This is a genomic window from Shinella sp. OV683 (assembly GCF_057787725.1).
On record NZ_CM173543.1, the window covers coordinates 2,926,628 to 2,950,887 of the forward strand.

Here is a 24,260-nt window from a genome sequence, read left to right on the forward strand (position 1 = left end):
GGACGAAAGTTCCTTTCCGGAGAGATAATTGAAGCATGAACCTTTCGCGCGACGGTTAGCGTCGCTATAACCAACGCGTCGCGCTCCTCCCGCGCACCGCTTTCCAAGAGACCGCCCATGTCCGCTCCCGCCCCGACCGTTTCAAAACCGGAATTCATTGCCATGATGGCGGCGCTGATGGCGCTCAATTCACTGGCCATCGACATTATGCTGCCGGCGCTGCCGGTGATGGGTGAGGCGCTCAATGTCGCGCACGAAAACGACCGCCAGTTCGTGCTCACCTCCTATTTGATCGGCTTCGGTATCGCCCAGCTGTTCTTCGGGCCGATCTCCGACCGGTTCGGCCGGCGCATGCCGCTGATCGCCGGCATGGGGATCTATATCGTCGCGGCGGCGCTTGCCGCGATCGCCCCGAATTTCGAGACCTTGCTGATCCTGCGCTTCATTCAGGGCGTCGGCGCCGCTTCCACGCGCGTCGTGGCGCAATCGGTTGTCCGCGACCGGTTCGAAGGGAGAGTGATGGCCGAGGTGATGTCCCTGATTTTCATGACATTCATGGTCATTCCTGTCATCGCGCCGGCGATCGGTCAGCTGATCATGTTCACCGGCCATTGGCAGGCGATCTTCATGTTCATGGCGGTGCTTGCAGCTGTCGTGCTTCTCTGGGCGTTTCTCCGCATGGCCGAAACGATGAAACCGGAGAATCGCCGGCCGTTGCGGGTGTCGGTGATTGCCGAAGGGTTCACGCTGGTTGTCTCCAACAAGAGCGCCTTCATGTACGGACTTTCGGCGATGTTTGCGATGGGCGGCCTGTTCGGATTCATCAGCACCGCCCAGCAGATCTATGTCGACATCTACGGGCTTGGCGCTTATTTCCCGCTGGCCTTCGCCTTTGTGGCCGCGATGATGGCGGTGGCGTCATTCCTCAATTCCCGTATCGTCGGCGCGCTCGGCATGCGCCGCGTGGCACACTCGGCACTGATCTGTTACACGACGCTCAGTGCCATCTGGCTGCTGCTGGCATATACCGGCCACCTGCCCTTCGTTGCCTTCCTCGCAGTCTTCACGCTGGTGATGTTCTCGTTCGGCCTGGTCGGCTCCAACACCACGACGCTGGCCATGGAACCGCTCGGCAAAGTCGCCGGCACGGCATCGTCGATCTTCGGCTTTCTGCAAACGGCAGGAGGTGCGGCGCTGGGCGCGGCAATCGGCTATGTCTATGACGGCACGGTCATTCCCGTCGCCGCCGGTTTCTTCTGCCTCGGACTGATCGCCATCGGCTGCGTGCTGATCGCCGAGAACGGCAAGCTGTTCGGCGTCAGCGCGCGGTATCAGGTGGGCGTAAAGTGACCTGGGGTTGGCTGTCCAAGCGCTGGGCAATACCAGCGAAATAGTTCTTTTTTGTTGTACCGCCGCGCTTTTTGAGATAGCTGGTGTCAACCTTTTCCCCGCTCGTATCGGATGTCGAAATGTCAGTTGTCGCAGTAAATCGTGGTGTAGAAATAACTCTGGATGAAAAAGTCATCTCGCCTGACATGATTCAAAAGATCACCGAAGGGAAATACGAGGTTGCAGAGGCTAGAAGCATCGAGAAGATTATTTCTGAAGGCGAAGTAATACTTGAACTTGGATCCGGCGTCGGATTCATTTCTACATTGGCTGCAAAAAACCCATTCACCAAGCGGCTCGTTACCTATGAAGCAAACCCCAAGCTCTTGCCAATCATACACAACACGCTCGCAAAAAATACCGATCCGCTGCGCAAGAACTGGGAAGTTCGCAATGCCATCCTGAGAAACGGCTCAAGGGAAACGGTTGCCGATTTCTACGTACACACCAACTTCTGGGCCTCGAGTCTGCTGCCGATCGAAAATCCGGCTGCCATCGAGAAGGTCGCGGTCGAAAACTTCAACGCGGTGCTAACCGATATCGCTCCGACGATGATCATCTGCGACATCGAAGGCGGGGAGCTTGAATTGTTCCAAAATGCCGATCTCAGCACCGTCAAGAAGGTCTACATGGAAGTTCATCAGAGGCGGATAGGTCGCAAGGGCATGATCCGTCTGTTCAATTCCATGCATTCACGTGGTTTTCACTATGACCAAAACCATTCGCACGGTTCGGTGGTGCTGTTTTCATATGCAGGCGACTGACGGACGATAGCAAGGCTGCACAGCTCGATTATACGGATGGAGCGGTTTGTCTTAACGCGCAGACCGCTCCATTTTTGCGTGGCGCTAGAAGGTGAAAACCTCGCGCCGAAGAACATCCCAGGTCTCCTTGTCTGATGTCAGCACCAGGCCGCCGTCGACATGGTGCGGCAGATATGACGAGCCATCGAAGCGGGCGGCATAAGCGCCGGCCTCCTGCGAGATCAGCGTACCGGCCAGGTGATCCCAAGGCATCAACTTGTTGTACATCAGGTAGTGTACGTGGCCCGCGGCAAAAGTGCGGTATTCGTGGCCGGCGCAGCGATAGTTCATCAGGAACCTGAGCTTGGCCATGTTTTCCAGCACCGTCTTGCGCTTGCCGCCGGGCAGGAAGCCGGTCGAGGCCATGCCGTACATTTCGCCGAGCGGTGCAGGTGAAATCACCTTGAGCTTGGTTCGGCGTCCTTCGGGCGTCACCTGCCAGGCGCCTGCCCCTTTTTCGGCCAGCACCCAGTCATCGCCCATCGGGTCATAGATCAGACCGGCGACCGTCTCGCCCTTCGAAACGACAGCCGCCATGACAGCAAACAGCGGTATGCCGGAGGCGAAGTTGAAGGTTCCATCGATCGGGTCGATGACTACAGCCAGATCGGCGCCGGCGAGTTTCGGCAGAAGATCAGGCTCATGGGCGACCGATTCCTCGCCGACGAACAGCGCGCCGGGCAATACGCTTTCCAGCCGCGCCTTGATGTAGCGTTCCGCCGCCTCATCGCCCTCGGTGACCAGATCAGAGGCCTCGGTCTTGATGCGGATATCGCCTTCGCCCAACCTGCGAAAGCGCGGCAGGATCTCGGCCTTGGCGGCATCGCGCAGAAGATTGCCGAGCGCTTCGATATCCAGTTTCAGCATGATCCTTGAATCCTTTCAGAGGCTTTCGGAGATATGTTCAGACATCGAGTCAGGCGTGGAGTCACGCGTGGACGATCTCGCGTAGAATCTCGTGCCAGAGATCTTCATTGGGCGCAGAAAGAATGCCGCCCGTGGTCTCGCCGGGCCGATAGGGTGTGCCATCGTGCTTGGCGGAATAGCCGCCGGCCTCCTGATGGATTAGCACACCGGCCAAATGGTCCCACGGCATCAGCTTGAAATGACCGATGAAATCGACCTTGCCGGTGGCCACCATCCAATATTCGTAGGCCGAGCAGTTGAAGCCGAAAGCCATTTTGATCTTGCCGAGGTTGCCGGCGATCCGTTGCCGCTTGGCGCGGTCGATATCATTGATCGAGATCGTTCCGACCATGGAATCGATCGAGCGCGGGGCGATCACCCGAGCCACCGCTTCATCCCCATCCTTGGAAAGCACGTGGGCTCCGGCGCCTTTCGACGCCACAAGCGTATCGCCGAGAACCGGATCGTGAATGAGGCCGGCGATCACCTCGCCCTTGGAAACAACAGACAGAATGGTGCCGAAAACCGGCAGCCCCGAGGCGAAATTGAATGTGCCATCGACGGGGTCGATGGTGAAGGCAAGATCGGCACCGGCAAGTGCCGAGATCAGGCCAGGATTGGTTTCCGATGCTTCCTCGCCGACGATGAGCGCTTCGGGGAAACGATCCCGCAGTCGCGCCGTGATGCGCTTTTCAGCCAGCAGGTCGGCATCGGTGACGAGGTCAATCGACGATTTCTTCTCCGTGACATCGCCGCTCGCCAGCGCGCGGAAACGCGGCATGATCTCCGTCTCGCCCGCCTCGCGCAGAATGTCGCGCAAGAGCTCGATATCACCATCGGCAAGCAAGCTCATGCCATGAACCCGACGAAATCGCGCGGGTTGGGGTCGAGTACATGCTGCGGATGGCGCAAGCTTTCTTGATCTGGAATCATGATATGGGCAGAACCTATTTTTCGGCGAAAGCAGAGTACATAGCGGCAGGATCGACGTCAGGCAGGCCAGTATCCTTCATTTTCTTAGCAATCTGCCACGCCTTATCAGTGACTTTGCCAAGGTTGGTCGCCTGGAGCGCGCGATAAAGATCGGCCTTCTGCTTTGCATAAGGCCAATTGCGCGACGCGGCTTTGATATTGGAAGCGAACTGATCATTGGTGAAATGCCGGCTGTGAGCCCGCTCAATGGCATCCGCGTCCAATTTCCGGGTACAAAGGAAGAGTGCGGAAAACTCCTCCGTATATCCAATTGGAGTGAAATAGTCCTTCAAAATTTCCATCGTCACAATGTCCCAGAGCGGAGAAAAGTGAAAATAATCCTGTTGAACGACAATTGACTTTCCAGGTATCAATTTCGTGAAATATTGACTGATGATGTGGTCATTGATTTCAGCCGTTTTCGAGATATCAACAAAGCAGATTTCGATCGGATCTTCGGGCGCCGGGCTTTTCATGAAGTCGCCCTGATAGAACGTTATGAGATGCGCGTAATCCCGCAGCATATCGAGGACTTCGTTCATCACATCGCTGTTTTCAGGCCAGGGCCTACCCGTCTGGCCCACGAATTCCTCCCAAACGTGACTCGTGGAACGAAAAAAGTCGTAAGAATGGAGAAGGTTGCCTTTGTGGCCCGAAGCCACCAAGCCATCAGCCAGGGAAGCCGTGGATCCACCAACGAATGCGCCCAGGTCGCATATTACTCCCTCGCCTGAATAGTAGTGGGCGGTCAACCACCGGAGCATACGTTTCTCCTCCAGCGTCAGCATGGAGGGATAATTCTCGACAACATCGGGAAGCGAATCCCAAGGACCGTTCCACGCACGCTCCCGGATCATTTTCAGTGGTAGCCCACTCTCTGTCATCAATTGGCCTCTTCAACGATGTTCCTGTAGGGCGGACAGCTCATTTACCTCGCTGGCAGGGAAAGAGCTAGGGCGCGAAGCTATAAACCAAGGCCTGCGAAGTCGAACAGTTTCGGATCCATGAGATGGGACGGATTGATATGCCCAAGCGCCCGCAGCATCGTGTCCTTGCGGCCGGGCATGCGGGTTTCGATATCGTTGAGCATCTGCTTCATGGCATTGCGCTGCAAGCCGTCCTGCGAGCCGCAGAGATCGCAGGGGATGATCGGAAACTGCATGGCGGTCGCAAACCGCGCCAGATCGTCCTCGGCGATCAAGGCAAGCGGTCGCAGCAGCATCAGGTCGCCTTCATCGTTCAAGAGTTTTGGCGGCATGGCCGCCATCCGGCCGCCGTGGAAGAAATTCATGAAGAAGGTCTCGAGGATATCCTCGCGATGATGGCCCAGCACCACGGCATCGCAGCCCTCCTCGCGGGCGATGCGGTAGAGATTGCCGCGCCGTAGCCGCGAGCAGAGCGAACAGTAGGTCGCGCCTTCCGGCACCTTCTCCTTCACGATCGAATAGGTATCGCGGTATTCGATGCGGTGAGTGACGCCGAGTGCCGTCAGATAGTCCGGCAGGATGTGCCTGGGGAAGTTCGGCTGGCCCTGGTCGAGATTGCAGGCGACCAGTTCGACCGGCAGCAGGCCTCGCCATTTCAATTCGAGCAACAGCGCCAGCAGGCCATAGGAATCCTTGCCGCCGGACAGGCAGACGAGCCAGCGCTTCTGTCCATTGAGCATGCCGAAATCATCGATCGCCTGACGCATAGAGCGCATCAAGCGCTTGCGAAGCTTGTTGAAATTCGACGATTGCGGCGCGTGACGGTAGAGCGCCGCCATGGTGGCGTCGCCGGCGAAGCCGGTATCGTCCTCGTCGCGTGGTGCATCGGGATTTATGGTGAGCATCGGCCATCGCCCTTGCTGAAAACGGTCGAGACAGGCAATAGCGAATTGAGACCACACGTCAAGCAACAGCCGGGCTTTTCAAGGAACTTTCACATTCGTCGGCTCAGCTAAATACAGGGGTTCATCTCAGGCCGGCGATTGAACTCCAGGAGTCTGTTGGTCGCTTCCGCTATGGCTGAGCGTGGCGGGATCTGCTTGGGATAGAACACCAGCAGCGGCTGGCCGGGTACGCAAGCGCCCTTGGCATCGAGCTTTATCTTCTTGACCACCTCGCCGGTGAGCTTGGTCCGGCGGTCATCCAGATCCTTCTGCACCGTAACCGAATTGCGCTTGATGAAATCATCCATCTGGCCGACCGACCATTTCAGTGCATCCACATATTCGGCGGGCTGCCCCTTGAAGCATTTTTCGGCGACGGCGATCTGAGTGACGGTGATACTCCAGATGCATAGGACCGGGCCGCGACTGCTGGCCAGCGGTGGCTCGACTTCGGCGGCATAGGACGGAAAGGCGATGAGCAGGCCGAGAAGAGCAGAGGCAATGAATCTCATTTGACACCTTAATGTTGAATAGATCAGCCGACTATTGCTTGCGACCCACCAGCGTCATGTCGAGCACCACCATGTTGGAATAGACCGGTGTGCCTACATCCATGCCAAAAAGGGCGCGGGAAAGCTTTCCAGTCACATGGAATTTCAGTGTGTTGCCGGATTGCTCATTGAGCGTGACCGCAAAGCGTGTCGGCCGCGTGTGGCCCTTGGCGCTCAGCTGCCCCTCCACGGTGGCGGATTTCGCGCCGTTGCGTTTCGCACCACTGGAGCGGAAGCTGACCGTCGGATACTTGGCTGCATCGAAAACCGGCTCCGACTTGATGAATTCCTCGATGCGTGGATCGGCGGCGCTGACGCTGCCCGCATCGATCGAAATGTCGACTTTCGAGCGAGCCACATCCTTGCCGTCGAGCTGGAACGTTCCCTTGAAACGCTTGAACGTGCCCTCGATCGCTTGCCCACCCATCTGCGCGACGGAAAAATGGATGACCGATGAGGGTTGGACCTTGTAGCGACCGGCGGCATCAGAGAATGCATCAGCCGATGCGCTGACCGGCGCGATCAGTAATGTGGCGGCAAAGAGCATGCGCATCATAGCCATTTCTCCTCATTGTGGGTCGGACTCTTCATCCTTGCCGGCATAGCCCGGACGCAGCATCTTCACGAGCACATCGTCCTTGTGGTGAAAGTGGTGGCGCAGAGCGGCAAGAATATGGACGGCGGCAAGAAAAATCGCGACATAGGCGAGAAAGCCGTGAAAGCTCGTCCATATCTGTTCCGAATGCCTCGAAATGCCGAGCGGCAGCGAAGGAATAACGAACAGGCCGAAGAACCAGGTGGCAATCGGCAGAGGCGAGGTCGAGACAACCGCCCAGCCGGTCAGCGGCACGATGAACAGCAGCAGGTAGAGGATGAAATGGGCGCCCTGTGACAGCCGCTTCTCGACCTCTGGCATCGACTTCGGCGGTTTGGGCCGTCTGGACGTCAGCGCCCAGAGGACGCGCAGCACCGCCAGCCCGAGAATCGTGAAGCCGAAGGACTTGTGCCACTGATAGAGATTGTATTGCAGCAGCATGTCCTTAAGGCCCTGCATATACCAGCCGAGCCAGAACTGGCCGAGGAACAAGGCTGCCATCAGCCAGTGAAACAGGACGGAGACCAGCCCCCAGTATCTATCGGTATTGCGGATCATGAGTTTCCTTTGCCGAGTGTGGCTGCCTCGCCCTTCGGGACTTTGACGTCGCAATCGTTCAAGCAATCGCCTGGATGCCCTTTTTCCGAACGACTGTCAGCAAGCGCAACGCAGGCCCACCAGGCTTCTTCACGCCACGCTCCCAATCGGACACCAGGCCCTTGCTGACATTGAGGTAACGGGCGAACACCGGCTGGGAAAGGTTCTCATGTTCGCGGATCGCCCTGATCTCATCCGGCGCGAGCAACTCGACCTCCGTGAGACAGGCATCATCGAACTCGCGCATCGTCTGCTTGTCGATCGCCCCACTCTTCTCAAAGCCCTCCATCATCTCATGGATTGCGGCCATCGCTTCGCTTTTATACGTCTTCGCCATCGCAAATCACCTCGATCAAGCGCCCAGTCCGCGCCTCGGATTCCATTTGTTCATCGGAGAAACCAAGAACCAACTTTGCTGCCTTTCGAAATACCGCCTCTTCGCCCTTGTCCAAGTTCGCCCTGTCACTCTTGGCAAACCCGAATGCAAATACCGCCCGGCTGCCCGCTCTAAACAACACCAATGTCCGGTAGCCGCCTGATTTCCCAGCGCCGGAACGTGCAATACGCTGCTTGATCAGGCCACCACCAAGATCCGCGTCGATGAGCCCGCTCTCAGCTCTCGACACCGCCTCGCAAAGCGCAGAATCGAAGATATTCTCCTTGCGGGCGAACTTTTCAAACCAGGCATTCTTGAAGATCCGCACGCCATCTCCGTGTTAGTTGCTACGCACATATATAACACTCAGCGTTACTATTCAAGTCGGATGCACTCATGCACTTTTAGGCTGCAAACAACAAAAAAGCCGCTGTTTCCAGCGGCTTCTTCAATCTCGAAGGTGTGTTGATCAGATCAACGCGAATAGAATTCGATGACCAGATGCGGTTCCATGACGACGGCGTAAGGCACGTCGGCGAGGGTCGGCACGCGGATGAAGGTGGCCTTCATCTTGGAGTGATCGGCTTCGACATAGTCAGGAACGTCGCGTTCAGCGAGCGAAACGGCTTCGAGAACCGTAACCAGCTGCTTGGACTTTTCCTTGACTTCGATGACGTCGCCGGCCTTGCAACGGTAAGAACCGATGTTGACGCGAACGCCGTTGACCTTGACGTGGCCGTGGTTGACGAACTGGCGAGCAGCGAAGATCGTCGGAACGAACTTGGCGCGATAGACGATGGCGTCCAGGCGCGATTCCAGAAGACCGATGAGGTTTTCCGGGGTGTCGCCCTTGCGGCGTGCTGCTTCGTCGTAGGTGGCGCGGAACTGCTTCTCGGAGATATCGCCGTAATAGCCCTTGAGCTTCTGCTTGGCGCGCAGCTGCACGCCGAAGTCCGAAAGCTTGCCCTTGCGGCGCTGGCCGTGCTGGCCCGGGCCGTATTCGCGGCGGTTAACCGGCGACTTCGGGCGGCCCCAGATGTTTTCGCCCATGCGGCGGTCGATTTTGTACTTAGACGATGCGCGCTTGCTCATCGCATTTCCTTTCTTTTGTGGCGCGGCCGAGGCCGTTCGCCTTGTTATAAGGAAACACGCCCTCCTCTGAGACCGCCTTGCGGCTGTCTCTGACAGGTTTCTCACATCTAGCGAATGGAGAAGCCACGGGACATGCTCTATTTTCCGAGGCAGAATGCCAACAGAAAACAAACACCGGACTTGAATGGCCCGGAGTTGAGGGGGCTTCTACGGGCCAATTGTTAAAATGTCAACGGCAGGCGCCGGATTGTTTGCAAAGCGTAGATCTATCCCTTGAAAAGAATTCAAGCCACACCCATTATCCGGCCTGCAACAACGTTCCGGGACCCTCTGGCGTGACTTCGGGCAGTCACGTGATGTCGGAATAGCACAGCCAACCTCGCCCGGTACAGGTTGACTCATGGAATTCCTCTATCTCGACTTTCTTGGAACGCCCGCATGGATGTGGGGCGTATTCCTTGCATTGGTGCTCGGCCTTCTGGCGCTTGATCTCGGCGTGCTCCACAAAGGCAGCCGCGAGATCGGAATCGGCGAAAGCCTCAAACTCTCCGCTTTCTATATCACCATAGGCGTGGCCTTCGGCGGCTGGATCTGGTTCCAATCCGGTCAACAGCCGGCAATGGAGTACTTGACCGGTTTCGTGGTCGAAAAATCGCTGGCGATGGACAACATTTTCATCATCGCGACAATATTCTCTTTCTTCGCAATTCCACGTGAGTATCAGCACAGGGTGCTGCTTTACGGTATCCTAGGCGTGATCGTGCTGCGCGGCATCATGATTGCCGGTGGCGCTGCCATCGTCGAGAATTTCCACTGGGTGCTCTATCTCTTCGCGGGCTTCCTGGTGATCACCGGCATCCGCATGCTCTTTCAATCCGAGCATGGCGGCAGCATCGAGGACAACGCGGTGCTGAAATTCCTGCGCCGGCGCTTGCCGGTGACGGAAAGCCTGCACGGCGACAGCTTTGTCGTCCGCCAGCCGGATGCCACCGGCAAGCTCAAGACATTCGCGACGCCTCTGCTACTCGCGCTAATCATGGTGGAACTCGCAGACTTGGTGTTTGCAGTCGATTCGATCCCGGCAATCTTTGCGATCACCACCGATCCGTTCATCGTCTACACATCGAACATCTTCGCCATCCTCGGCCTGCGTGCACTCTACTTCGCGCTTGCCGCCCTCATCCATCGCTTCGTCTATCTCAAGTATGCGCTGGCTGCCGTGTTGATCTTCGTCGGCTCCAAGATCTTCGTGGCCGACATGCTCGGCATCGCCAAGATCCCGCCCGTGCTGTCGCTGGGCGTAACGGTCGTGCTTCTCGCCTCGGGCATCATCGGCTCGCTGTGGGCGACGCGAGATGAAAAGGTCGAGAGGACCTGACTGCCGCCACCGAGGAACGCAAAGTGCCGGGCATGCGAGCCCGGCACTTTTGGCATTAGTGAGAATATTCAGATATTCTCGATCTTGCGGGCCGTCTCATCCAGCAGAACCGCCAGCGCCTCGATCTGCTCCTTGGAGAGCGAACCGCCCCGCGTCTTGAGCTTCAGGGCCATCCTGAAGTTCTCAACGGCGCGCATGATCCGCGGATCGCGCTCCGGCACGGCGGCAGCGCCCATTGCCTCGAAGCGGGCGAAGACGGCATCGATGGCTTGACGGTTCTGCGCGATCGCCGCCTGGCCGGCATCGGTCGCCTTGTAGAGCTTCTTGGTGCCCTCCGAGGCCTGCACTTCGATTTCATCGGCCTCCTCAAGCATCGTCAGCGTCGGATAGATGACACCGGCGCTGGGCGTATAAAGCCCACCGGTGCGTTCCTCCAATTCCTTCATGATCTCGTAGCCGTGGCGCGGCTGCTCGGCCACCAGGGCCAATATGATCAGGCGCAGCATGCCGTGCTCGAAGAACCGGCCGCGACTGAAAGGCCCACCGTGGCCATGACCGCGGCCCGGTCCGCCCTCTTCCGCACCGTGGAAAAAGTGCGATCCGAAGCCGGAACGGCGGGCAAATTCGAAGCGATCATGTCCTCTATGTTCGCAGTGATCTTTGAAGCGTCCAAACATTGTTTCATTCCTTTGTTGTTTCGTCATGTTTTAGATATATCTTTTTAGATGACGCATTTCAAGATTTCGATATATCTTTTTTATATCTAATTCTGGGATGGCAAAACCTGACGCCGCATGGCAGAGAGTCCGGGCGGGTCATAGGCTGAAGATGATGGTTATCTGGGAGGCAGGAATCATGGCGCTGCGGTGGTCGACATTAAAACCACAGGGCCAGATCGGCTGCCGGCAACACCGGTTGCAGCACCGCGGCAATCGTTTAAAGTCCGCCAAGCATCGTGGGAGGACTCATGCAATTGTTCGAACAGCCAGGCTTCGATGCCTTTACCGGTGCGCTTGTTGGCGTGACATTCGTCGACCAATGGGAATCGCGCGTCGCGAAGGTTGGTGGCAAGGTGTTTGCGTTGCGCAATTCCTGGCGGGGCAGCGACCAGATCGTCTTCAAATGTTCGGAAGAAACGTTCGAAATCCTGACCGCCATGGACGGCATCCGGCAGGCACCCTATTTTGCCAAGCGGCAATGGGTGTCGGTCTCGTCCGAAGCGGACCTGCCGGAAGACGACCTCAAGACATACATCCTGCGCTCCTACAAAACGGTGGCGGGATCGCTGACCAAGAAGCTGCGACGCGAACTCGGCATTATCGCCGGCTGATTCACTCAGCGGCCGGACGGCTCTCGGCCTCACCGGCATCGGGATTGCCCGGCGCGGTCTCGGCACCAAGATCAGGAAACGCAGCGATGCGGTGCCCTGCCCTGTCCTGGTGAATGACGACCAACCCTTGCTCCTCGAAGTAGGCGAGCAGGCGTCGGGCGCGGCGCACGGAATGCGTTCCATAGGCACGTGCGATAGCGGCGTCGGAGGGGCATGGCTGGCTGGAGATAGCGGCATTCGCCAGCATCAGGAACAGTGCTTTCAGGTCATCGGTCACGCCCTGTGCCAGCAATAGCGCCTTCGCCCAGGGTTCCGATGCCTGCATCTCGTCATCAGCGCCGGAGCGGATCACCGCCAGCCGATGGCGGAATTCCGGCAACGCCACCACGCCGCCGACAAGCCGGCGGATGCGGCAGCGAACCAGGAAGTCCTGATAGAGTTCGGAATCAGTACGGAAGGCCGAATCGTCGCGGTCGAGCACATCGCCGAGTGCCGACGACACCAGCTCTTCACGCTCTTCGGGTGTCATCTCGGCACGCTTCGGGCGGCTCTCGCGCGGCTCCGGATCGATCTCGCGGGGCTTGGACAGTTCGGCAAGGATGTCGGTCGAGGGGCGGGGCGTGGGCTGTACATAGCGCGGAATGGGCCGGGAGAATTCAGCGGGGTCAGGCGTCAGGATCAGGTCCGCGGCATCGGCGTTGGCTTCCGGCAGCGGCATCAGCTTCGGACTTGAGGAGCGCGCCGACGTTTCGACGCCGCCGATCTCGACCTTGAGTGGCTTGCGCGACAGAGCCGGCCCCAGCGACACGAAGGAGCCGCGCGGCAGGTCGCGGAACATTTCGGCCTGACGACGGTCGAGGCCAAGCAGGTCGGCAGCGCGTGCCATATCGATATCGAGGAAGGTGCGGCCCATCAGGAAGTTGGAGGCTTCGGCCGCGACATTCTTGGCGAGCTTGGCCAGACGTTGCGTGGCGATGACGCCGGCCAGGCCGCGCTTACGACCACGGCACATAAGGTTGGTCATGGCGCCGAGCGACAGCCTGCGGACTTCGTCATTGACCTCGCCGCTGGCGGCCGGCGCAAACAATTGCGCCTCGTCGACCACGACCAGAACCGGATACCAGAAATCGCGATCGGCATCGAAAAGACCGTTGAGAAAGATCGCGGCGGCGCGCATCTGCTCCTCTGCATCGAGACCTTCGAGCGACAATACGCAGGAGACCCGATGCTGGCGGACGCGTGCGGCAATGCCGAGCAGTTCGGCTTCGCTGCGCTCGCCCTCGATGGCCACATGGCCATAGCGGTCAGCCAGTGTAACGAAGTCGCCTTCGGGATCGATGATGACCTGCTGTACCCAGCCTGCGGACTGCTCAAGCAGGCGGCGCAGAAGGTGGGATTTGCCCGAACCGGAATTGCCCTGCACGAGCAGGCGCGTCGCAAGCAATTCCTCGAGATCGAGCGTCGAGCGTCCGCCGCCCGTGCCGAGCCCCATATCTATCGCTGCCGTCATCCCAATCCTCAGAAAGTCCGCCAACCCATCCTTTAACAAGGATTCGGGCCAAGCGGGCAAGGAAATGGATCAACCCACAGAATGTTCTCGGCCAGTTTGATCTCGTCAATGACGCAGCCAAGCGCCAACTCGACGCAGGCGATTTGCTGCTCCGATCCATCAGAACGTGACATCCCGTGAACAAATGCATCATGTCCCGGCCGGCACGCCGGCGGGCCACCTGAAACAATTGATACAAAAATACCAGATCCGTGAAAACCAACTGAAACAACGAAGACCTAGAGACACAGTCAAGCAAACCCGCTCACCGCATGTCGGAAAGATCGTCTCATGGCCAATACAGTCAATATCGGAAATTCTGCCTATACCATCGGCAGTTCATCGACCACTTATGTCCTTGGCGCCGCAAATAGCATTTCCGGCAACAGCATCGGCATTTCTGAAACCGCGCTTTACAGCCACAACACAATTGACATCAAGGGAACGATTACTAGCCCGGCTCTTGCCTATGACGGCATCGATTCCTACGGGTCACAGACAACAATCCATGTGGAAACAGGCGGCAAAGTCGGCGGCGCATTCGCCCTCTACAGCGCCGGCGTGGACGCGACCATCATCAACGACGGCATTGTTGAATCGTCCAACATCGGGATCTATTCCTTCGGCGGCAATGCCAATATTGCCAACAACGGCACTGTCAGCGGCGCGCCGAACGGCATTGCGGTTTTTCTGAACGGTGTCGCCCATGCCGAAATGACCAATGCAGGCACGGTGAATGGTATCGTTTATGCGTCCGCAGATGATCTTGTGATCACCAACACCGGCACCGGCGTCATCAACGGTGCCGTCGATATTCTGGACAAAGCCGGTCAAAAGGCACTCATCACCAATGAGGGCCTGATTGACGGCGGTTCGGGCGGATGGGCGTTTGATGGGCGTGACGGCGACCAGACGGTGGTCAACCACGGAACCATGTACGGCATGATCAAGCTGGGCGCAGGCAATGACCGGTTCGACAATCGCGGCGGCGTGATCAGTTCTCCAATCGTAGGTGGCGATGGCAACGACACCTTCGTTCTGGATACCGCCGTGGCGGTGCAGGAGGAGGTTGACGGCGGCATCGATACCGTCAAGTCCTCGGTGAGTGTCGATTTCTCATCGGCGCTGTTTGGTGGCCAGGAACTGGAAAAACTGGTTCTGTTCGGCACCAAGAACATCAACGGCACCGGCAATGCACTCAACAATACCATCAGCGGCAATGCCGGCAACAACGCGCTGTCTGGTGGTGCAGGCAACGACAAACTCAACGGCGGGGCAGGCATCGACACGATGAACGGCGGCGATGGCAATGATACCTATTACGCCGACCGCTCGACCGACAAGGCCACTGAGACCACCGCCGACAAGGCAGTCGGCGGCACGGATACCGTTCATTTCTCCGGCAAAAGCGGTACATTCACGTTGGGCGCCAACATCGAAAGCCTGACCCTGGATGGCAGCAAAGCCATCAGCGGCCACGGCAACAGTCTTGCCAATTCCCTGGCAGGCAACAGCGGCAGCAATGTGCTGAAAGGCATGGCGGGCAATGACCTCCTGTCCGGTGGCAAGGGTGCCGATATCCTTACCGGTGGCGCGGGTTCCGATACGTTCGTCTTCAAATCCGGCTACGGAAAAGACATCGTCACCGACTTCGAAAACGGCAAGGATCACTTCGACTTCAAATCATGGAGCGCCATCGGGGACTTTGCCGACCTGAAGCAGCATTACATCACCGTATCCGGCGACGACCTGGTCATCCATTCCGGCTCCGACAGCCTCACGCTCAAACACACGGCGATCGGTGCACTGGATGCCAGCGATTTCCTGTTCTAATCGCTAATCCGCCTTTGATAGCCGATTGACCAAGCGCCGCCACGCGCAGAGCCCTTCATGTCTGAAACAATTGGAAAATTGGCAGCCCGGCCACTATGCGAAGCCACAATAGACGTGGATAAGGCCATCGCCGGGCTAGCCAAGCTCCTTGCCAGGAATTCCGAGCTTTGTTTTCATGTCCCATATCGCCAGCTGCCCTGGAATCATTCCTTCGACCCCCACCTCCCTTTCACAGAAGGCCATCTGGACCGTATGAAAGCCCAGCGCACGATAGGCTTCCATCTGGTCTTCCGAAAAGAACTGGTCGGCCGTGGTTTCCTGCGGGAACGCCGGATAGCGTCGCTTATAGTCGAGCACGTAATCGGGCTCGTCGCCGGTCACCGCCGTTTTGAGATAGAGCAGCGTGCCTTCGAAGGCCGGTTTGCCCGCTTCTTCCGGGTAGAAGACCTTGCCGACCGCAAAGTGCCCGAATTTGGGATCGACATTCGATGACGGACCTTGCGCGCCGTCCTTGTCGGCTCCCAGAGCGAGACTGCGAATGTGCTTCCAGTCGACATCCATCCGCACGCCCAGATCGATGCGGGCATAGCGCTGAAGATCGGCCAGAGCGGCAAACGTGTATTGAGGGTCGGCTTCAGCATCGACGACAATGATGTAAGGGCAGCGACGCTTGACCAGCTGATAGAGCCCGAGATTTTCGCTGTGGGCACCGTCGGTCAGGTAGATCTTGGGCGAATCCGTGCGCAACTGGCCGAATATCTCGGTGAAGAGATAAAATCCGATACGGTCGAGGAAGGCGACTTTCACGTTGCCGGCGCTGACTGTCGCCTCATCGTCCCAGAGAGGATTCTTCAGCCAATAGCCGAGCCTGATATTGAGAAGTGCGAGCGTGGCGGTGAGGATGCCGAAGCTGCTCTTGCCCATGCTGGACGAGGCTGCGGCGCCCGATATCGCCATCGCCGAAGCCATGTCGATGTTGTATTCCTTGTCGCGCAATTTTTCGGAGCGGAGAAATCCCGTTGCGGTGCTTCCGAACGTCTTGGGTGAGAAGAAGAAGAATTCCGCGTTGCGGCCGCGCCTGGCAGGATCGGTGAATATCGCCCGGTTCTGGATCTCCTTGAATTCTTCGCTCTCCTGATATCGCTTCGAGATCACCCGCGCGTTCAGCGAGCAGTTCATCAGCAAGTAAGGCGCATGCTCGCAGTCGAGATCGCTGAAGAAGGTACGCCTTTGCGCCATGTTCGGCCGGGTCAGGAATGCCTTGCGCAATCGATCCCGGTAGAGGCCATGCAGGGAATTGGAGTTCGCCGAAAAGTTCAGCATCAGCGCCATGAGGATGATGGCCAGTTCGAGATACAGACGGGAGACATCGGAAAAGCAGGCGACAAATGAGCCATCGGTGAAGTTGAGCAGTGACAACAGGAACAGCAGCAGCGGGAAGACACCGGACAACTTGTCTTCGCCTTTGGCTTGCTGGGCCAAAAGCGCAGACACATACAGCACCGTCATGACCGCCAGGAATGCAAGAACAATTGCGGAAACTAGCCCGGGCTGGACGTGGAAGACAAACCAGCCAACGTCAGACATCGTTGCCGGGGCAGACGCAACCGGCAATCCCATGCCACGATAGACCACCAGCACATAGAAGAGGTAAATCAGGATAGGCAGAATGAGACCGGCGACGAACAGCATAGCCGCCGCTATGAAAGCCTTGAGGGCGCCGCTCTTGGTGTTCACACCGAGGCCATTGGAAATCAGGCCCAACAATTTCTCGCGAAACGCCGCAGCCGTGGCAGCATAGCCGGCCAGCAGGGCATAATATTTGGACGCAGAGGCGAAGTCCAATGTCGTTTTCTCGTAGACGCTAATCAGCCAGTCCACCACCCAGGTGTTCAGTTCCAATGCAAAGACAATCGAAAACAGAACGAGAAAGCGCTTGACGAGAAAGGCCATGCCACTGTCGATATCCTTGGGCAGAACAACGTCCTTCGGTCGCGACTTGCGGATCGCCCAGACGATCAGCAACAGCGCACCTGCCACCAGCAACAGATTGGTCACCGCAAAGCGGCTGTAGCTCCAGGCGAGCAGCGCCCCCATCACCACGCCGTCGCCGGTATAGGGCAGCTTAAGCAACAGATCATAGATGAAGCTATGAGAGAGATGCTCGCGTGTGGGGTTGGTTGCCAAGGTCACAGCAGCGAAGAAAAACAGGAACGCGAATACCGTAATCACGTTCGTGGCAAGTCCCCTGAGGACCACGCCGAGCGAAAGGTAAAAGTCGATCAAACCATTGGGAATGAGAAACTTGCTGTAGTTTCTCAGATGCATGACGTCGAGGCTGTCGCTGTACTTGTTGGGAAGCTCTGTGGCGAAGGGAAATTCGCCCTTGCTTTCCGACATCGCCTTGACAAGGCTTCCTCCGATATAGCCGCCACCGGACACCGTCGAGAGATAGTCGATCCGGTTGGCCAGCCCATAGGCATCGAGCGCTTGGAGCACGCCGAGACCGAATGACGCGGAGCGTATGCCGCCGCCGGACAATGAGACGCCGAGAATATCCTCGGCATTGTCGGGCAAGCCGTGTTTTCGCCGCCGCTGGCGAATAGCCTCCGCCTCCGGCTCAAGAACATTGGTCTCGAAATCGTCCTTTACTGCCCGCTGTAGCGTAGAACCGGCTTTCGACATGCCATCCCCCAAGTCGTCAGGGCCCCGACACTCCTTAAAATAGCAGATTGCATTTTATGCACCAGCAATATTGTTGCAAGAAGCGTGCAGATATTGATCAGATGAAAGACGACAAAACCCGGCCTCTCGCGAGACCGGGTTTCATTATTTCGTGCCGCAACTGGGCCGGATCAGGCAGCCATAGCCTTCTGCAGGTTCTCGTCGATCTTGTCGAGGAAGCCGGTGGTGGAGAGCCATGGCTGGTCGGGACCGATCAACAGAGCCAGGTCCTTGGTCATGTAGCCGGACTCGACGGTTGCGACGCAGACCTGCTCCAGCGTGTCGCAGAACTTTGCCAATGCGGCATTGTCGTCGAGCTTGGCGCGGTGAGCGAGACCGCGGGTCCAGGCGAAGATCGAGGCGATCGAGTTGGTCGAGGTTTCCTGACCCTTCTGGTGCTGGCGATAGTGACGCGTCACCGTGCCGTGGGCGGCTTCGGCTTCCACCGTCTTGCCATCCGGCGTCAGCAGAACCGAGGTCATCAGGCCGAGCGAACCGAAGCCCTGCGCGACCGTGTCCGACTGAACGTCGCCGTCATAGTTCTTGCAGGCCCAGATATAGCCGCCGGACCACTTCAACGCGGAAGCGACCATGTCGTCGATCAGGCGGTGTTCGTAGACGATGCCGAGTTCGTCGAATTTTGGCTTGAATTCGCTTTCGAAGACTTCCTGGAAGATGTCCTTGAAGCGGCCGTCATAGACCTTGAGAATGGTGTTCTTGGTCGACAGGTAGACCGGCCACTTGCGCATCTGGCCGTACATCAGCGAGGCGCGGGCGAATTCGCGGATCGACTCGTCGAGATTGTACATGCCCATGGCGACGCCGGCGCCCGGCGACTTGTAAACTTCCTTCTCGATGACCGTGCCGTCTTCGCCTTCGAACTTCATCGTCAGCTTGCCCTTGCCGGGGAACTTGAAGTCGGTCGCCTTGTACTGGTCGCCGAAGGCATGACGACCGACAACGATCGGCTTGGTCCAGCCGGGTACCAGGCGCGGTACGTTCTTGCAGATGATCGGCTCGCGGAAAATCACGCCGCCGAGGATGTTGCGGATGGTGCCGTTGGGGCTCTTCCACATTTCCTTGAGGTTGAATTCCTTGACGCGTGCTTCGTCCGGGGTGATCGTCGCGCACTTGATGCCGACGCCGTATTTCTTGATGGCATTGGCCGCGTCGACCGTCACCTGGTCTGATGTGGCGTCGCGATTCTCGACGGAAAGGTCGTAATAATCGATATCGAGATCAAGATAGGGATGGATAAGCTTGTCTTTGATCGCCTGCCAGATGATGCGGGTCATCTCGTCGCCGTCGAGATCGGCAACCGGGTTTGCAACCTTGATCTTTGTCATGAAATCTACCTCTTGTTCTTGCCGCGGTGGGATGATGGCGCGGCACGCATATTGGCGTCGGGTTCTGCCTATAACATCGCGAGACGACAAGGCAAATAATCATTGCCGCCGTGACGCCGAATTGACGCAATTTTCGATCTCTGTTTCGGTGGCTCCTCGCACGAGGGAATCACGCAAAGGATCGTTGTCATGATCAAGAAACTGGCCGTCGCCGCATTTCTGCTGGTGGCATCGCCTGCTCTCGCCGTGGGACCCGAGGATCCCGTCCGGTCGATCATGGATGTGGCGACTGCGCTCTGGAGCGACAAAGGCGCTGACGGACAGGACTATTTCGACGAGGCTCGTCTCAAGACGCTTTACACCAAGGCTTTTGTCGCAGCTTATCGCGAGGCTGCGAAGTACCCGCTCTATGAAGAGGCCGGTGGGCCATTCGGCTACGATGTCGTCGCCAACAGCCAGGAGGGCTGTCCGCTCAAGGATATCGCTATCACCAATATGGGCGAGAAAGCCGGGGGCATCGACATCAAGGTGACGTTCAAACTCTACACTTGTTATACCGATGATCCCTCGTACAAGGACAAGATCTCGGAAGTCCATTTCGACGTCGTGACCGAAGATGGCAAGCCGCTGATCGCAGACTTTCATCGGATCGATGACGATGGCAAGCCGGATTCCCTGATGAAGGAAATGCAGGACATTGCCAAGAACGGCGGCAATGACCAGCCGACTGACCAGAACCAGACAGACAATCCGGAGACGGATCAGAACCAGGACGTGGAGCCCACACAAAAATGAAGAAGATCCTTTTCGCCGTTGCTGCCATGCTCTTGCCCTTGTGTGCTCAGGCAGCCTCGCCCACGGATCCGGTCAAGTCGGTCATGGACATCGCGGTTGGACGCTGGATCGAGAATGGTCCGGGCGGCGACTACTTCGACCAGTCTTATCTCGACAGGGACTACAGCAAGGCATTCATTGCCGCCTATCATGCGGCGGAGAAATACCCTGCCTACGACGAAGGCACCTCGCCGTTCGATTATGACGTCATCACATCAAGTCAGGACGGCTGCCCGCTCAAGGACCTGAAGATTGCGCCGGGAGAAGAAACGTCTGGCATCACCACGGTCAACGTCTCCTTCCGCCTCTGGGATTGTGCCGAAACCGCGGAGGAAAAGGCGAAGGTCAGCGAATTGCGCTTCGACGTCGTCACCGAGGATGGCAAGCCGGTCATCGATGATGTGCATCGGCTCTCCGAGGGCAAATGGGATTCGCTCAAGGGTGAATTGCAGGAGACCGTCAAGCGAGGCGAAGAGAATGGATCAACGGCTCAATAATCTGATTCAAGCGGCCGCCGCAGAGCAATGATTTTACAGCGCGAATGGCATCTGCTATCGGCGGCGAAAGATTTTTGTTTTCCGAGATAGGCAATGTCCGGCACCAATAGCGAACTTGAACTGATCACCGGCGGCCCGGTGGTCGTGCTCGTCGAGCCGCAGCTCGGCGAGAACATCGGCATGGTCGCGCGCGCTATGGCAAATTTCGGCCTTTCCGAGTTGCGCCTCGTCAATCCGCGCGATGGCTGGCCGAGCGAGAAGGCGCGCTCGGCCGCCAGCAAGGCAGACCATGTGATCGACGGCGCCAAGGTCTATGCGACGCTGGAAGAAGCGATCGCCGACCTCAATTTCGTCTATGCGACTACCGCGCGGGAACGCTACGGCTTCAAGCCGGTGCGCTCGCCGGTCGTTGCTGCCCAAACGCTGAAGGCGCGCTACGACGTCGGCGAGAAGGTCGGCGTGCTCTATGGGCGCGAGAAATCCGGCCTGTCGAACGAGGAAGTGGCACTTGCCGACGAGATCGTCACTTTCCCGGTCAATCCCGCCTTTGCATCGCTCAACATCGCCCAGGCCGTACTGCTGATGTCCTACGAATGGATGAAGACCAGCATCGAGGCCGACGACCACACGCCGTTTACCGCGCTCGACCAGGAGCCCGCCACCAAGGATCAGTTGTTCGGCCTGTTCGATCATATCGAGGAAGCGCTCGACGCGCGCGGCTTCTTCCGGCCTGCCGCCAAAAAGCCAAAGATGATCGACAACTTGCGGGCGGTCCTATCCCGCCGGGCCTTCACCGCACCCGAAATCAAAGTGATGCGCGGCGTGATCTCCTCCCTCGACCGGTTCTCCCGCAAGCGACCGCGCGGAGCCGGCAGCCCGGATGACAATGATGAATGATGAGCCAAAGCCGGTCCTGGTGTTCGATTCGGGCATCGGGGGTCTGACAGTGCTGCGCGAGTTGCGCGTGCTGATGCCGGAGCGCAGTTTCATCTACGTCGCCGACGATGCCGGCTTTCCCTATGGAAACTGGGCAGAACCCGAGCTCAAGACGCGGATACTGAAGCTATTTGACGGGTTGCTGACGGAATACCAGCCCGAGATCTCGGTGATTGCCTGCAACACGGCGTTCACACTCGCCGGTGCAGATCTGCGCGCGGCGTTCCCCGGCCACAGATTCGTTGGCACGGTACCCGCCATCAAGCCTGCCGCCGAACGCACCCGCACCGGTCTCGTCTCCGTGCTCGCGACCCCCGGCACTGTCAAGCGCGCCTATACCCGCGATCTCATCCAGTCCTTCGCCAGCCAATGCCATGTGCGGCTGGTGGGGTCGGAAAATCTTGCGCGCATGGCGGAAGCCTATATCCGCGGAGAAAGCATCGCCGACGAAGACGTGCTTGGCGAAATCTCGCAGTGTTTCTATGAGAAGGACGGCAAGAAGACCGATATCGTCGTGCTCGCCTGCACGCATTATCCCTTCGTCGCCAATGTCTTCCGACGGCTTGCGCCCTGGCCGGTCGACTGGATCGACCCGGCGGAGGCGATTGCGCGTCAGGCGCGGAGGCTGGTGCCGGCGCTGACCGATCTTGAGCCGCATCTCGACCGGGCTGTGCTGACCTCGGGCAAACCGGATTTCTCCACCCGACGGCTGATGCAGGGATTTGGCCTGAACGTTTGAGTCTCGCTCAGCTTTCCTGTCAAGCACTCTTTTTAGGCGAAACCATCCAGTTAAGCAACTCGACTCTCCCCTCGCCTTGTAGTAGCATTCCGCGCTAGGGCGCCAACCTCAATCTCGCGTAGCCTGACGCCGTCAATTCAACTAATTTGGCAAACGGGGACGTCATGAGTGATTTTGAGAATCGCGACGATCGCGAAGGCTTTACCTGCAAATTATGGCGCGGAGAGCGCATGACAATGGTGGGCTTCGACGTTCAGGATCCGGAGCCCGATCTTGTCGGCTTCTCGATTGAGACAAAGGCGCCGGGTGAGGCGGAATTTCGACCTCTCATGAACCGCATTGCGTTTTCCTACCCAGCGGGCGCCGCAAACGAGGTCGACGGCAGCAGGAACTTCGATAGTCGCAAGGCCCCTTTCCAGAAGTTTCGTTGGGTGCATTTTCCATGGCAGCCGAAGGACGGCTCGTACGCCTACCGGGTTACAAAGCAGCATATGCCTGCAGACGGAGTTCTCAAGTCAGGTACCACCCTCACGCTGGATATTGAATCCCGTGGAGTGACCTATGACGGCCTTGTCGATATCGGTTTCACGCGCAATTTCGCATCGTCCCAAGCCTATCGCGAGCAGTTTGGCAATAATCCGGATATCATTCCGCAGGAAGCGATCGATGGCCTGGATTTCGCCAAACTCGACATTCGCAACGACCGGAATGAAACTGTTTATGAGTGGCTGGGCTTCGAGGCCCAGAGCCTGCTCTTTGATTTCCTGAAGACCGCGCTCGACGACCCGGCCGTATCGTTGGATGTCATGGCCTACGATCTGAACGAACCCGATGTCGTGGCTTTGCTTGAGCAATTTGGTCGACGCCTGAGAGCAATAGTTGACGATTCATCCTCGAAGGACGAGGCTGGCAACCCCAATGGGCACAACATCCCGACCAGCGCCGAGTCGCGCAGCGCAGCGCGCTTCGTTCAGGCCGGAGCAGAGGTGAAACGAACACATTTTCAAAATTTGCAGCATAACAAGGTCTTCATAACGCGCCGGAACGGTCAGCCAGAGAAAGTGCTGTGCGGCTCAACGAACTTCACATTCCGCGGACTGTACATCCAAGCCAACAACCTCCTTGTGTTTCATTCCGCGACCGTTGCCAACGTATACGGCACCATGTTCGACATTGCGCTCAAGGATCCCTCAGCGTTCAAGAGGACGGAATTTGCCAAGAAATGGCACGCCATACACACCGAGGGCAAACCCACGATCCAGCTATGCTTTTCTCCGCACACAGATAGCGGGCTGTCGCTGAACCCGATCAGGGCCGCGATGGACCAGGCAACATCGTCAGCGCTCTACTCAGTCGCATTTCTCAGCCAGATGAAAAAGGGCCCCACAATTGAAGCCTTCAATCGGCTGATAAGCAGGCCCATCTTCAGTTGTGGTACTGTCGATAAGCGAGGTAAGCTGCAACTGCGGAAATCAGACGGCACGATCGGCGTCGTGGATTTCGCCTACCTTGCGACAAAAGCACCGCCACCCTTCAACCTCGAGTGGTCTGGCGGCCAGGGACGCAACATTCACCACAAATTCCTCGTGACCGATTTCAGCCTTCCGACGGCCAAGGTCTTTTCGGGGTCGAGCAACTTCTCGCCCTCAGGAGAAGAGGGAAATGGCGACAATCTAATCACGATCGAGGACCGGAAGATCGCCACTGCCTATGCCATCGAAGCCATCCGTGTGTTTGACCATCTCCAGTTCCGCAACCGAATGCGCGATGCCTTTGGCACAATGGATAGGCGCCTCAGGACGGCGGTCGAACCACCGGCCATAAGCTTGCGAAAGCCACAGGCGATCAGTGGCAAGGAGGCGTGGTTCGAGAGATACTACAAGGCTGATACCCAGGCCTTCAAAGATCGCGAGATATTTTCGGGTAGAGGAAATCCGTAGCCA

At 57.8% G+C, this 24,260-nt stretch carries 24 protein-coding genes; 10 read left to right on the forward strand and 14 right to left on the reverse strand.

Translation table 11 applies throughout. The features are described from left to right. The first annotated feature begins 117 nt into the window (after positions 1-117). Together ACXHRN_RS14000 and ACXHRN_RS14005 are read left to right on the forward strand one after the other, a co-directional pair. On the forward strand, positions 118-1,350 hold the full coding sequence (locus ACXHRN_RS14000) for a multidrug effflux MFS transporter (protein ID WP_488636924.1): 1,233 nt from the start codon (positions 118-120) through the stop codon (positions 1,348-1,350). A 119-nt stretch (positions 1,351-1,469) separates the two neighbouring features. Beyond that, positions 1,470-2,153, forward strand: coding sequence for an FkbM family methyltransferase (locus ACXHRN_RS14005; RefSeq protein ID WP_488636925.1), 684 nt, complete (start codon positions 1,470-1,472; stop codon positions 2,151-2,153). Positions 2,154-2,237: 84 nt separating this feature from the next. Here ACXHRN_RS14005 and ACXHRN_RS14010 read toward each other — a convergent pair whose 3' ends face one another. The 10 genes from ACXHRN_RS14010 to rpsD all read right to left on the reverse strand — a co-directional run bounded on the left by ACXHRN_RS14010 (position 2,238) and on the right by rpsD (position 9,151). Beyond that, a complete protein-coding gene (locus ACXHRN_RS14010) occupies positions 2,238-3,059 on the reverse strand; it encodes an inositol monophosphatase family protein (RefSeq protein WP_488636926.1) in 822 nt (273 codons plus the stop codon). A gap of 61 nt (positions 3,060-3,120) precedes the next feature. Further along, positions 3,121-3,951 (reverse strand): inositol monophosphatase family protein, encoded by an 831-nt coding sequence (locus ACXHRN_RS14015; protein WP_488636927.1) that lies wholly within the window; start codon positions 3,949-3,951, stop codon positions 3,121-3,123. A 94-nt stretch (positions 3,952-4,045) separates the two neighbouring features. Further along, on the reverse strand, positions 4,046-4,954 hold the full coding sequence (locus ACXHRN_RS14020) for a hypothetical protein (RefSeq protein ID WP_488636928.1): 909 nt from the start codon (positions 4,952-4,954) through the stop codon (positions 4,046-4,048). A gap of 80 nt (positions 4,955-5,034) precedes the next feature. Beyond that, positions 5,035-5,835 (reverse strand): tRNA 2-thiocytidine(32) synthetase TtcA, encoded by an 801-nt coding sequence (ttcA, locus tag ACXHRN_RS14025; protein WP_488641906.1) that lies wholly within the window; start codon positions 5,833-5,835, stop codon positions 5,035-5,037. A 173-nt stretch (positions 5,836-6,008) separates the two neighbouring features. Beyond that, the gene (locus tag ACXHRN_RS14030) at positions 6,009-6,452 is read right to left on the reverse strand and encodes a hypothetical protein (RefSeq protein WP_488636929.1); all 444 of its coding nucleotides are present in this window, start codon (positions 6,450-6,452) and stop codon (positions 6,009-6,011) included. Between the two features lie 31 nt (positions 6,453-6,483). Further along, complete coding sequence (locus tag ACXHRN_RS14035; protein ID WP_488636930.1) at positions 6,484-7,047, reverse strand: YceI family protein; 564 nt, start codon at positions 7,045-7,047, stop codon at positions 6,484-6,486. 12 nt (positions 7,048-7,059) lie between these two features. Beyond that, the gene (locus ACXHRN_RS14040; protein WP_488636931.1) at positions 7,060-7,644 is read right to left on the reverse strand and encodes a cytochrome b; all 585 of its coding nucleotides are present in this window, start codon (positions 7,642-7,644) and stop codon (positions 7,060-7,062) included. 58 nt (positions 7,645-7,702) lie between these two features. Continuing rightward, positions 7,703-8,020 carry a helix-turn-helix domain-containing protein gene (locus tag ACXHRN_RS14045; protein WP_488636932.1) on the reverse strand — a complete coding sequence of 106 codons (318 nt, stop codon included), beginning with the start codon at positions 8,018-8,020 and terminating at the stop codon, positions 7,703-7,705. Further along, positions 8,004-8,387 carry a type II toxin-antitoxin system RelE/ParE family toxin gene (locus ACXHRN_RS14050; protein WP_488636933.1) on the reverse strand — a complete coding sequence of 128 codons (384 nt, stop codon included), beginning with the start codon at positions 8,385-8,387 and terminating at the stop codon, positions 8,004-8,006. Before ACXHRN_RS14050 ends, ACXHRN_RS14045 begins: the two co-directional genes overlap by 17 nt. Before the next feature lie 146 nt (positions 8,388-8,533). Beyond that, the gene (gene rpsD, locus ACXHRN_RS14055; protein WP_488636934.1) at positions 8,534-9,151 is read right to left on the reverse strand and encodes a 30S ribosomal protein S4; all 618 of its coding nucleotides are present in this window, start codon (positions 9,149-9,151) and stop codon (positions 8,534-8,536) included. 400 nt (positions 9,152-9,551) lie between these two features. Between rpsD and ACXHRN_RS14060 the strand changes: the two genes are divergently transcribed. Beyond that, a complete protein-coding gene (locus tag ACXHRN_RS14060) occupies positions 9,552-10,529 on the forward strand; it encodes a TerC family protein (RefSeq protein WP_488636935.1) in 978 nt (325 codons plus the stop codon). 68 nt (positions 10,530-10,597) lie between these two features. On the opposite strand, the gene ACXHRN_RS14065 is transcribed toward ACXHRN_RS14060, so the two are convergent. Beyond that, on the reverse strand, positions 10,598-11,206 hold the full coding sequence (locus ACXHRN_RS14065; protein WP_488636936.1) for a PadR family transcriptional regulator: 609 nt from the start codon (positions 11,204-11,206) through the stop codon (positions 10,598-10,600). Between the two features lie 290 nt (positions 11,207-11,496). On the opposite strand from ACXHRN_RS14065, the gene ACXHRN_RS14070 reads away from it, so the two are divergent. After that, positions 11,497-11,859 carry an MmcQ/YjbR family DNA-binding protein gene (locus ACXHRN_RS14070; protein WP_488636937.1) on the forward strand — a complete coding sequence of 121 codons (363 nt, stop codon included), beginning with the start codon at positions 11,497-11,499 and terminating at the stop codon, positions 11,857-11,859. 1 nt (position 11,860) lies between these two features. On the opposite strand, the gene ACXHRN_RS14075 is transcribed toward ACXHRN_RS14070, so the two are convergent. Further along, on the reverse strand, positions 11,861-13,369 hold the full coding sequence (locus tag ACXHRN_RS14075; protein WP_488636938.1) for a helicase HerA domain-containing protein: 1,509 nt from the start codon (positions 13,367-13,369) through the stop codon (positions 11,861-11,863). A 330-nt stretch (positions 13,370-13,699) separates the two neighbouring features. On the opposite strand from ACXHRN_RS14075, the gene ACXHRN_RS14080 reads away from it, so the two are divergent. After that, positions 13,700-15,241, forward strand: coding sequence for a calcium-binding protein (locus tag ACXHRN_RS14080; RefSeq protein WP_488636939.1), 1,542 nt, complete (start codon positions 13,700-13,702; stop codon positions 15,239-15,241). Positions 15,242-15,376: 135 nt separating this feature from the next. Here ACXHRN_RS14080 and ACXHRN_RS14085 read toward each other — a convergent pair whose 3' ends face one another. Next, positions 15,377-17,926, reverse strand: coding sequence for a patatin-like phospholipase family protein (locus tag ACXHRN_RS14085; RefSeq protein WP_488636940.1), 2,550 nt, complete (start codon positions 17,924-17,926; stop codon positions 15,377-15,379). Positions 17,927-18,096: 170 nt separating this feature from the next. Beyond that, a complete protein-coding gene (locus ACXHRN_RS14090) occupies positions 18,097-19,311 on the reverse strand; it encodes an NADP-dependent isocitrate dehydrogenase (RefSeq protein ID WP_488636941.1) in 1,215 nt (404 codons plus the stop codon). Between the two features lie 189 nt (positions 19,312-19,500). Here ACXHRN_RS14090 and ACXHRN_RS14095 point away from each other — a divergent pair, with 189 nt between their 5' ends. The 5 genes from ACXHRN_RS14095 (at position 19,501) to ACXHRN_RS14115 (ending at position 24,257) form a co-directional block, all read left to right on the forward strand. After that, positions 19,501-20,106 (forward strand): hypothetical protein, encoded by a 606-nt coding sequence (locus ACXHRN_RS14095; protein ID WP_488636942.1) that lies wholly within the window; start codon positions 19,501-19,503, stop codon positions 20,104-20,106. Beyond that, positions 20,103-20,642 (forward strand): hypothetical protein, encoded by a 540-nt coding sequence (locus tag ACXHRN_RS14100; RefSeq protein WP_488636943.1) that lies wholly within the window; start codon positions 20,103-20,105, stop codon positions 20,640-20,642. Before ACXHRN_RS14095 ends, ACXHRN_RS14100 begins: the two co-directional genes overlap by 4 nt. A gap of 93 nt (positions 20,643-20,735) precedes the next feature. Further along, on the forward strand, positions 20,736-21,539 hold the full coding sequence (locus ACXHRN_RS14105) for an RNA methyltransferase (RefSeq protein WP_488636944.1): 804 nt from the start codon (positions 20,736-20,738) through the stop codon (positions 21,537-21,539). After that, positions 21,523-22,317, forward strand: coding sequence for a glutamate racemase (gene murI / locus ACXHRN_RS14110; protein ID WP_488636945.1), 795 nt, complete (start codon positions 21,523-21,525; stop codon positions 22,315-22,317). Before ACXHRN_RS14105 ends, murI begins: the two co-directional genes overlap by 17 nt. A gap of 164 nt (positions 22,318-22,481) precedes the next feature. Further along, the gene (locus tag ACXHRN_RS14115) at positions 22,482-24,257 is read left to right on the forward strand and encodes a phospholipase D-like domain-containing protein (RefSeq protein ID WP_488636946.1); all 1,776 of its coding nucleotides are present in this window, start codon (positions 22,482-22,484) and stop codon (positions 24,255-24,257) included. The last annotated feature ends 3 nt before the right edge of the window (positions 24,258-24,260 follow it).

Excerpts from the sequence above, each read along its gene's own strand:
- ACXHRN_RS14075 (WP_488636938.1), bottom strand. The coding sequence starts at position 13,369 with ATGACGGCAGCGATAGATATGGGGCTCGGCACGGGCGGCGGACGCTCG.
- ACXHRN_RS14005 (WP_488636925.1), top strand. The coding sequence starts at position 1,470 with ATGTCAGTTGTCGCAGTAAATCGTGGTGTAGAAATAACTCTGGATGAA.
- ACXHRN_RS14090 (WP_488636941.1), bottom strand. The coding sequence starts at position 19,311 with ATGACAAAGATCAAGGTTGCAAACCCGGTTGCCGATCTCGACGGCGAC.
- ACXHRN_RS14015 (WP_488636927.1), bottom strand. The coding sequence starts at position 3,951 with ATGAGCTTGCTTGCCGATGGTGATATCGAGCTCTTGCGCGACATTCTG.
- ACXHRN_RS14035 (WP_488636930.1), bottom strand. The coding sequence starts at position 7,047 with ATGATGCGCATGCTCTTTGCCGCCACATTACTGATCGCGCCGGTCAGC.
- ACXHRN_RS14115 (WP_488636946.1), top strand. The coding sequence starts at position 22,482 with ATGAGTGATTTTGAGAATCGCGACGATCGCGAAGGCTTTACCTGCAAA.
- ACXHRN_RS14040 (WP_488636931.1), bottom strand. The coding sequence starts at position 7,644 with ATGATCCGCAATACCGATAGATACTGGGGGCTGGTCTCCGTCCTGTTT.
- ttcA (WP_488641906.1), bottom strand. The coding sequence starts at position 5,835 with ATGGCGGCGCTCTACCGTCACGCGCCGCAATCGTCGAATTTCAACAAG.
- ACXHRN_RS14080 (WP_488636939.1), top strand. The coding sequence starts at position 13,700 with ATGGCCAATACAGTCAATATCGGAAATTCTGCCTATACCATCGGCAGT.
- ACXHRN_RS14020 (WP_488636928.1), bottom strand. The coding sequence starts at position 4,954 with ATGACAGAGAGTGGGCTACCACTGAAAATGATCCGGGAGCGTGCGTGG.
- ACXHRN_RS14095 (WP_488636942.1), top strand. The coding sequence starts at position 19,501 with ATGATCAAGAAACTGGCCGTCGCCGCATTTCTGCTGGTGGCATCGCCT.
- ACXHRN_RS14070 (WP_488636937.1), top strand. The coding sequence starts at position 11,497 with ATGCAATTGTTCGAACAGCCAGGCTTCGATGCCTTTACCGGTGCGCTT.
- ACXHRN_RS14030 (WP_488636929.1), bottom strand. The coding sequence starts at position 6,452 with ATGAGATTCATTGCCTCTGCTCTTCTCGGCCTGCTCATCGCCTTTCCG.
- ACXHRN_RS14060 (WP_488636935.1), top strand. The coding sequence starts at position 9,552 with ATGGAATTCCTCTATCTCGACTTTCTTGGAACGCCCGCATGGATGTGG.
- ACXHRN_RS14065 (WP_488636936.1), bottom strand. The coding sequence starts at position 11,206 with ATGTTTGGACGCTTCAAAGATCACTGCGAACATAGAGGACATGATCGC.
- ACXHRN_RS14045 (WP_488636932.1), bottom strand. The coding sequence starts at position 8,020 with ATGGCGAAGACGTATAAAAGCGAAGCGATGGCCGCAATCCATGAGATG.
- rpsD (WP_488636934.1), bottom strand. The coding sequence starts at position 9,151 with ATGAGCAAGCGCGCATCGTCTAAGTACAAAATCGACCGCCGCATGGGC.
- murI (WP_488636945.1), top strand. The coding sequence starts at position 21,523 with ATGACAATGATGAATGATGAGCCAAAGCCGGTCCTGGTGTTCGATTCG.
- ACXHRN_RS14100 (WP_488636943.1), top strand. The coding sequence starts at position 20,103 with ATGAAGAAGATCCTTTTCGCCGTTGCTGCCATGCTCTTGCCCTTGTGT.
- ACXHRN_RS14105 (WP_488636944.1), top strand. The coding sequence starts at position 20,736 with ATGTCCGGCACCAATAGCGAACTTGAACTGATCACCGGCGGCCCGGTG.
- ACXHRN_RS14085 (WP_488636940.1), bottom strand. The coding sequence starts at position 17,926 with ATGTCGAAAGCCGGTTCTACGCTACAGCGGGCAGTAAAGGACGATTTC.
- ACXHRN_RS14000 (WP_488636924.1), top strand. The coding sequence starts at position 118 with ATGTCCGCTCCCGCCCCGACCGTTTCAAAACCGGAATTCATTGCCATG.
- ACXHRN_RS14010 (WP_488636926.1), bottom strand. The coding sequence starts at position 3,059 with ATGCTGAAACTGGATATCGAAGCGCTCGGCAATCTTCTGCGCGATGCC.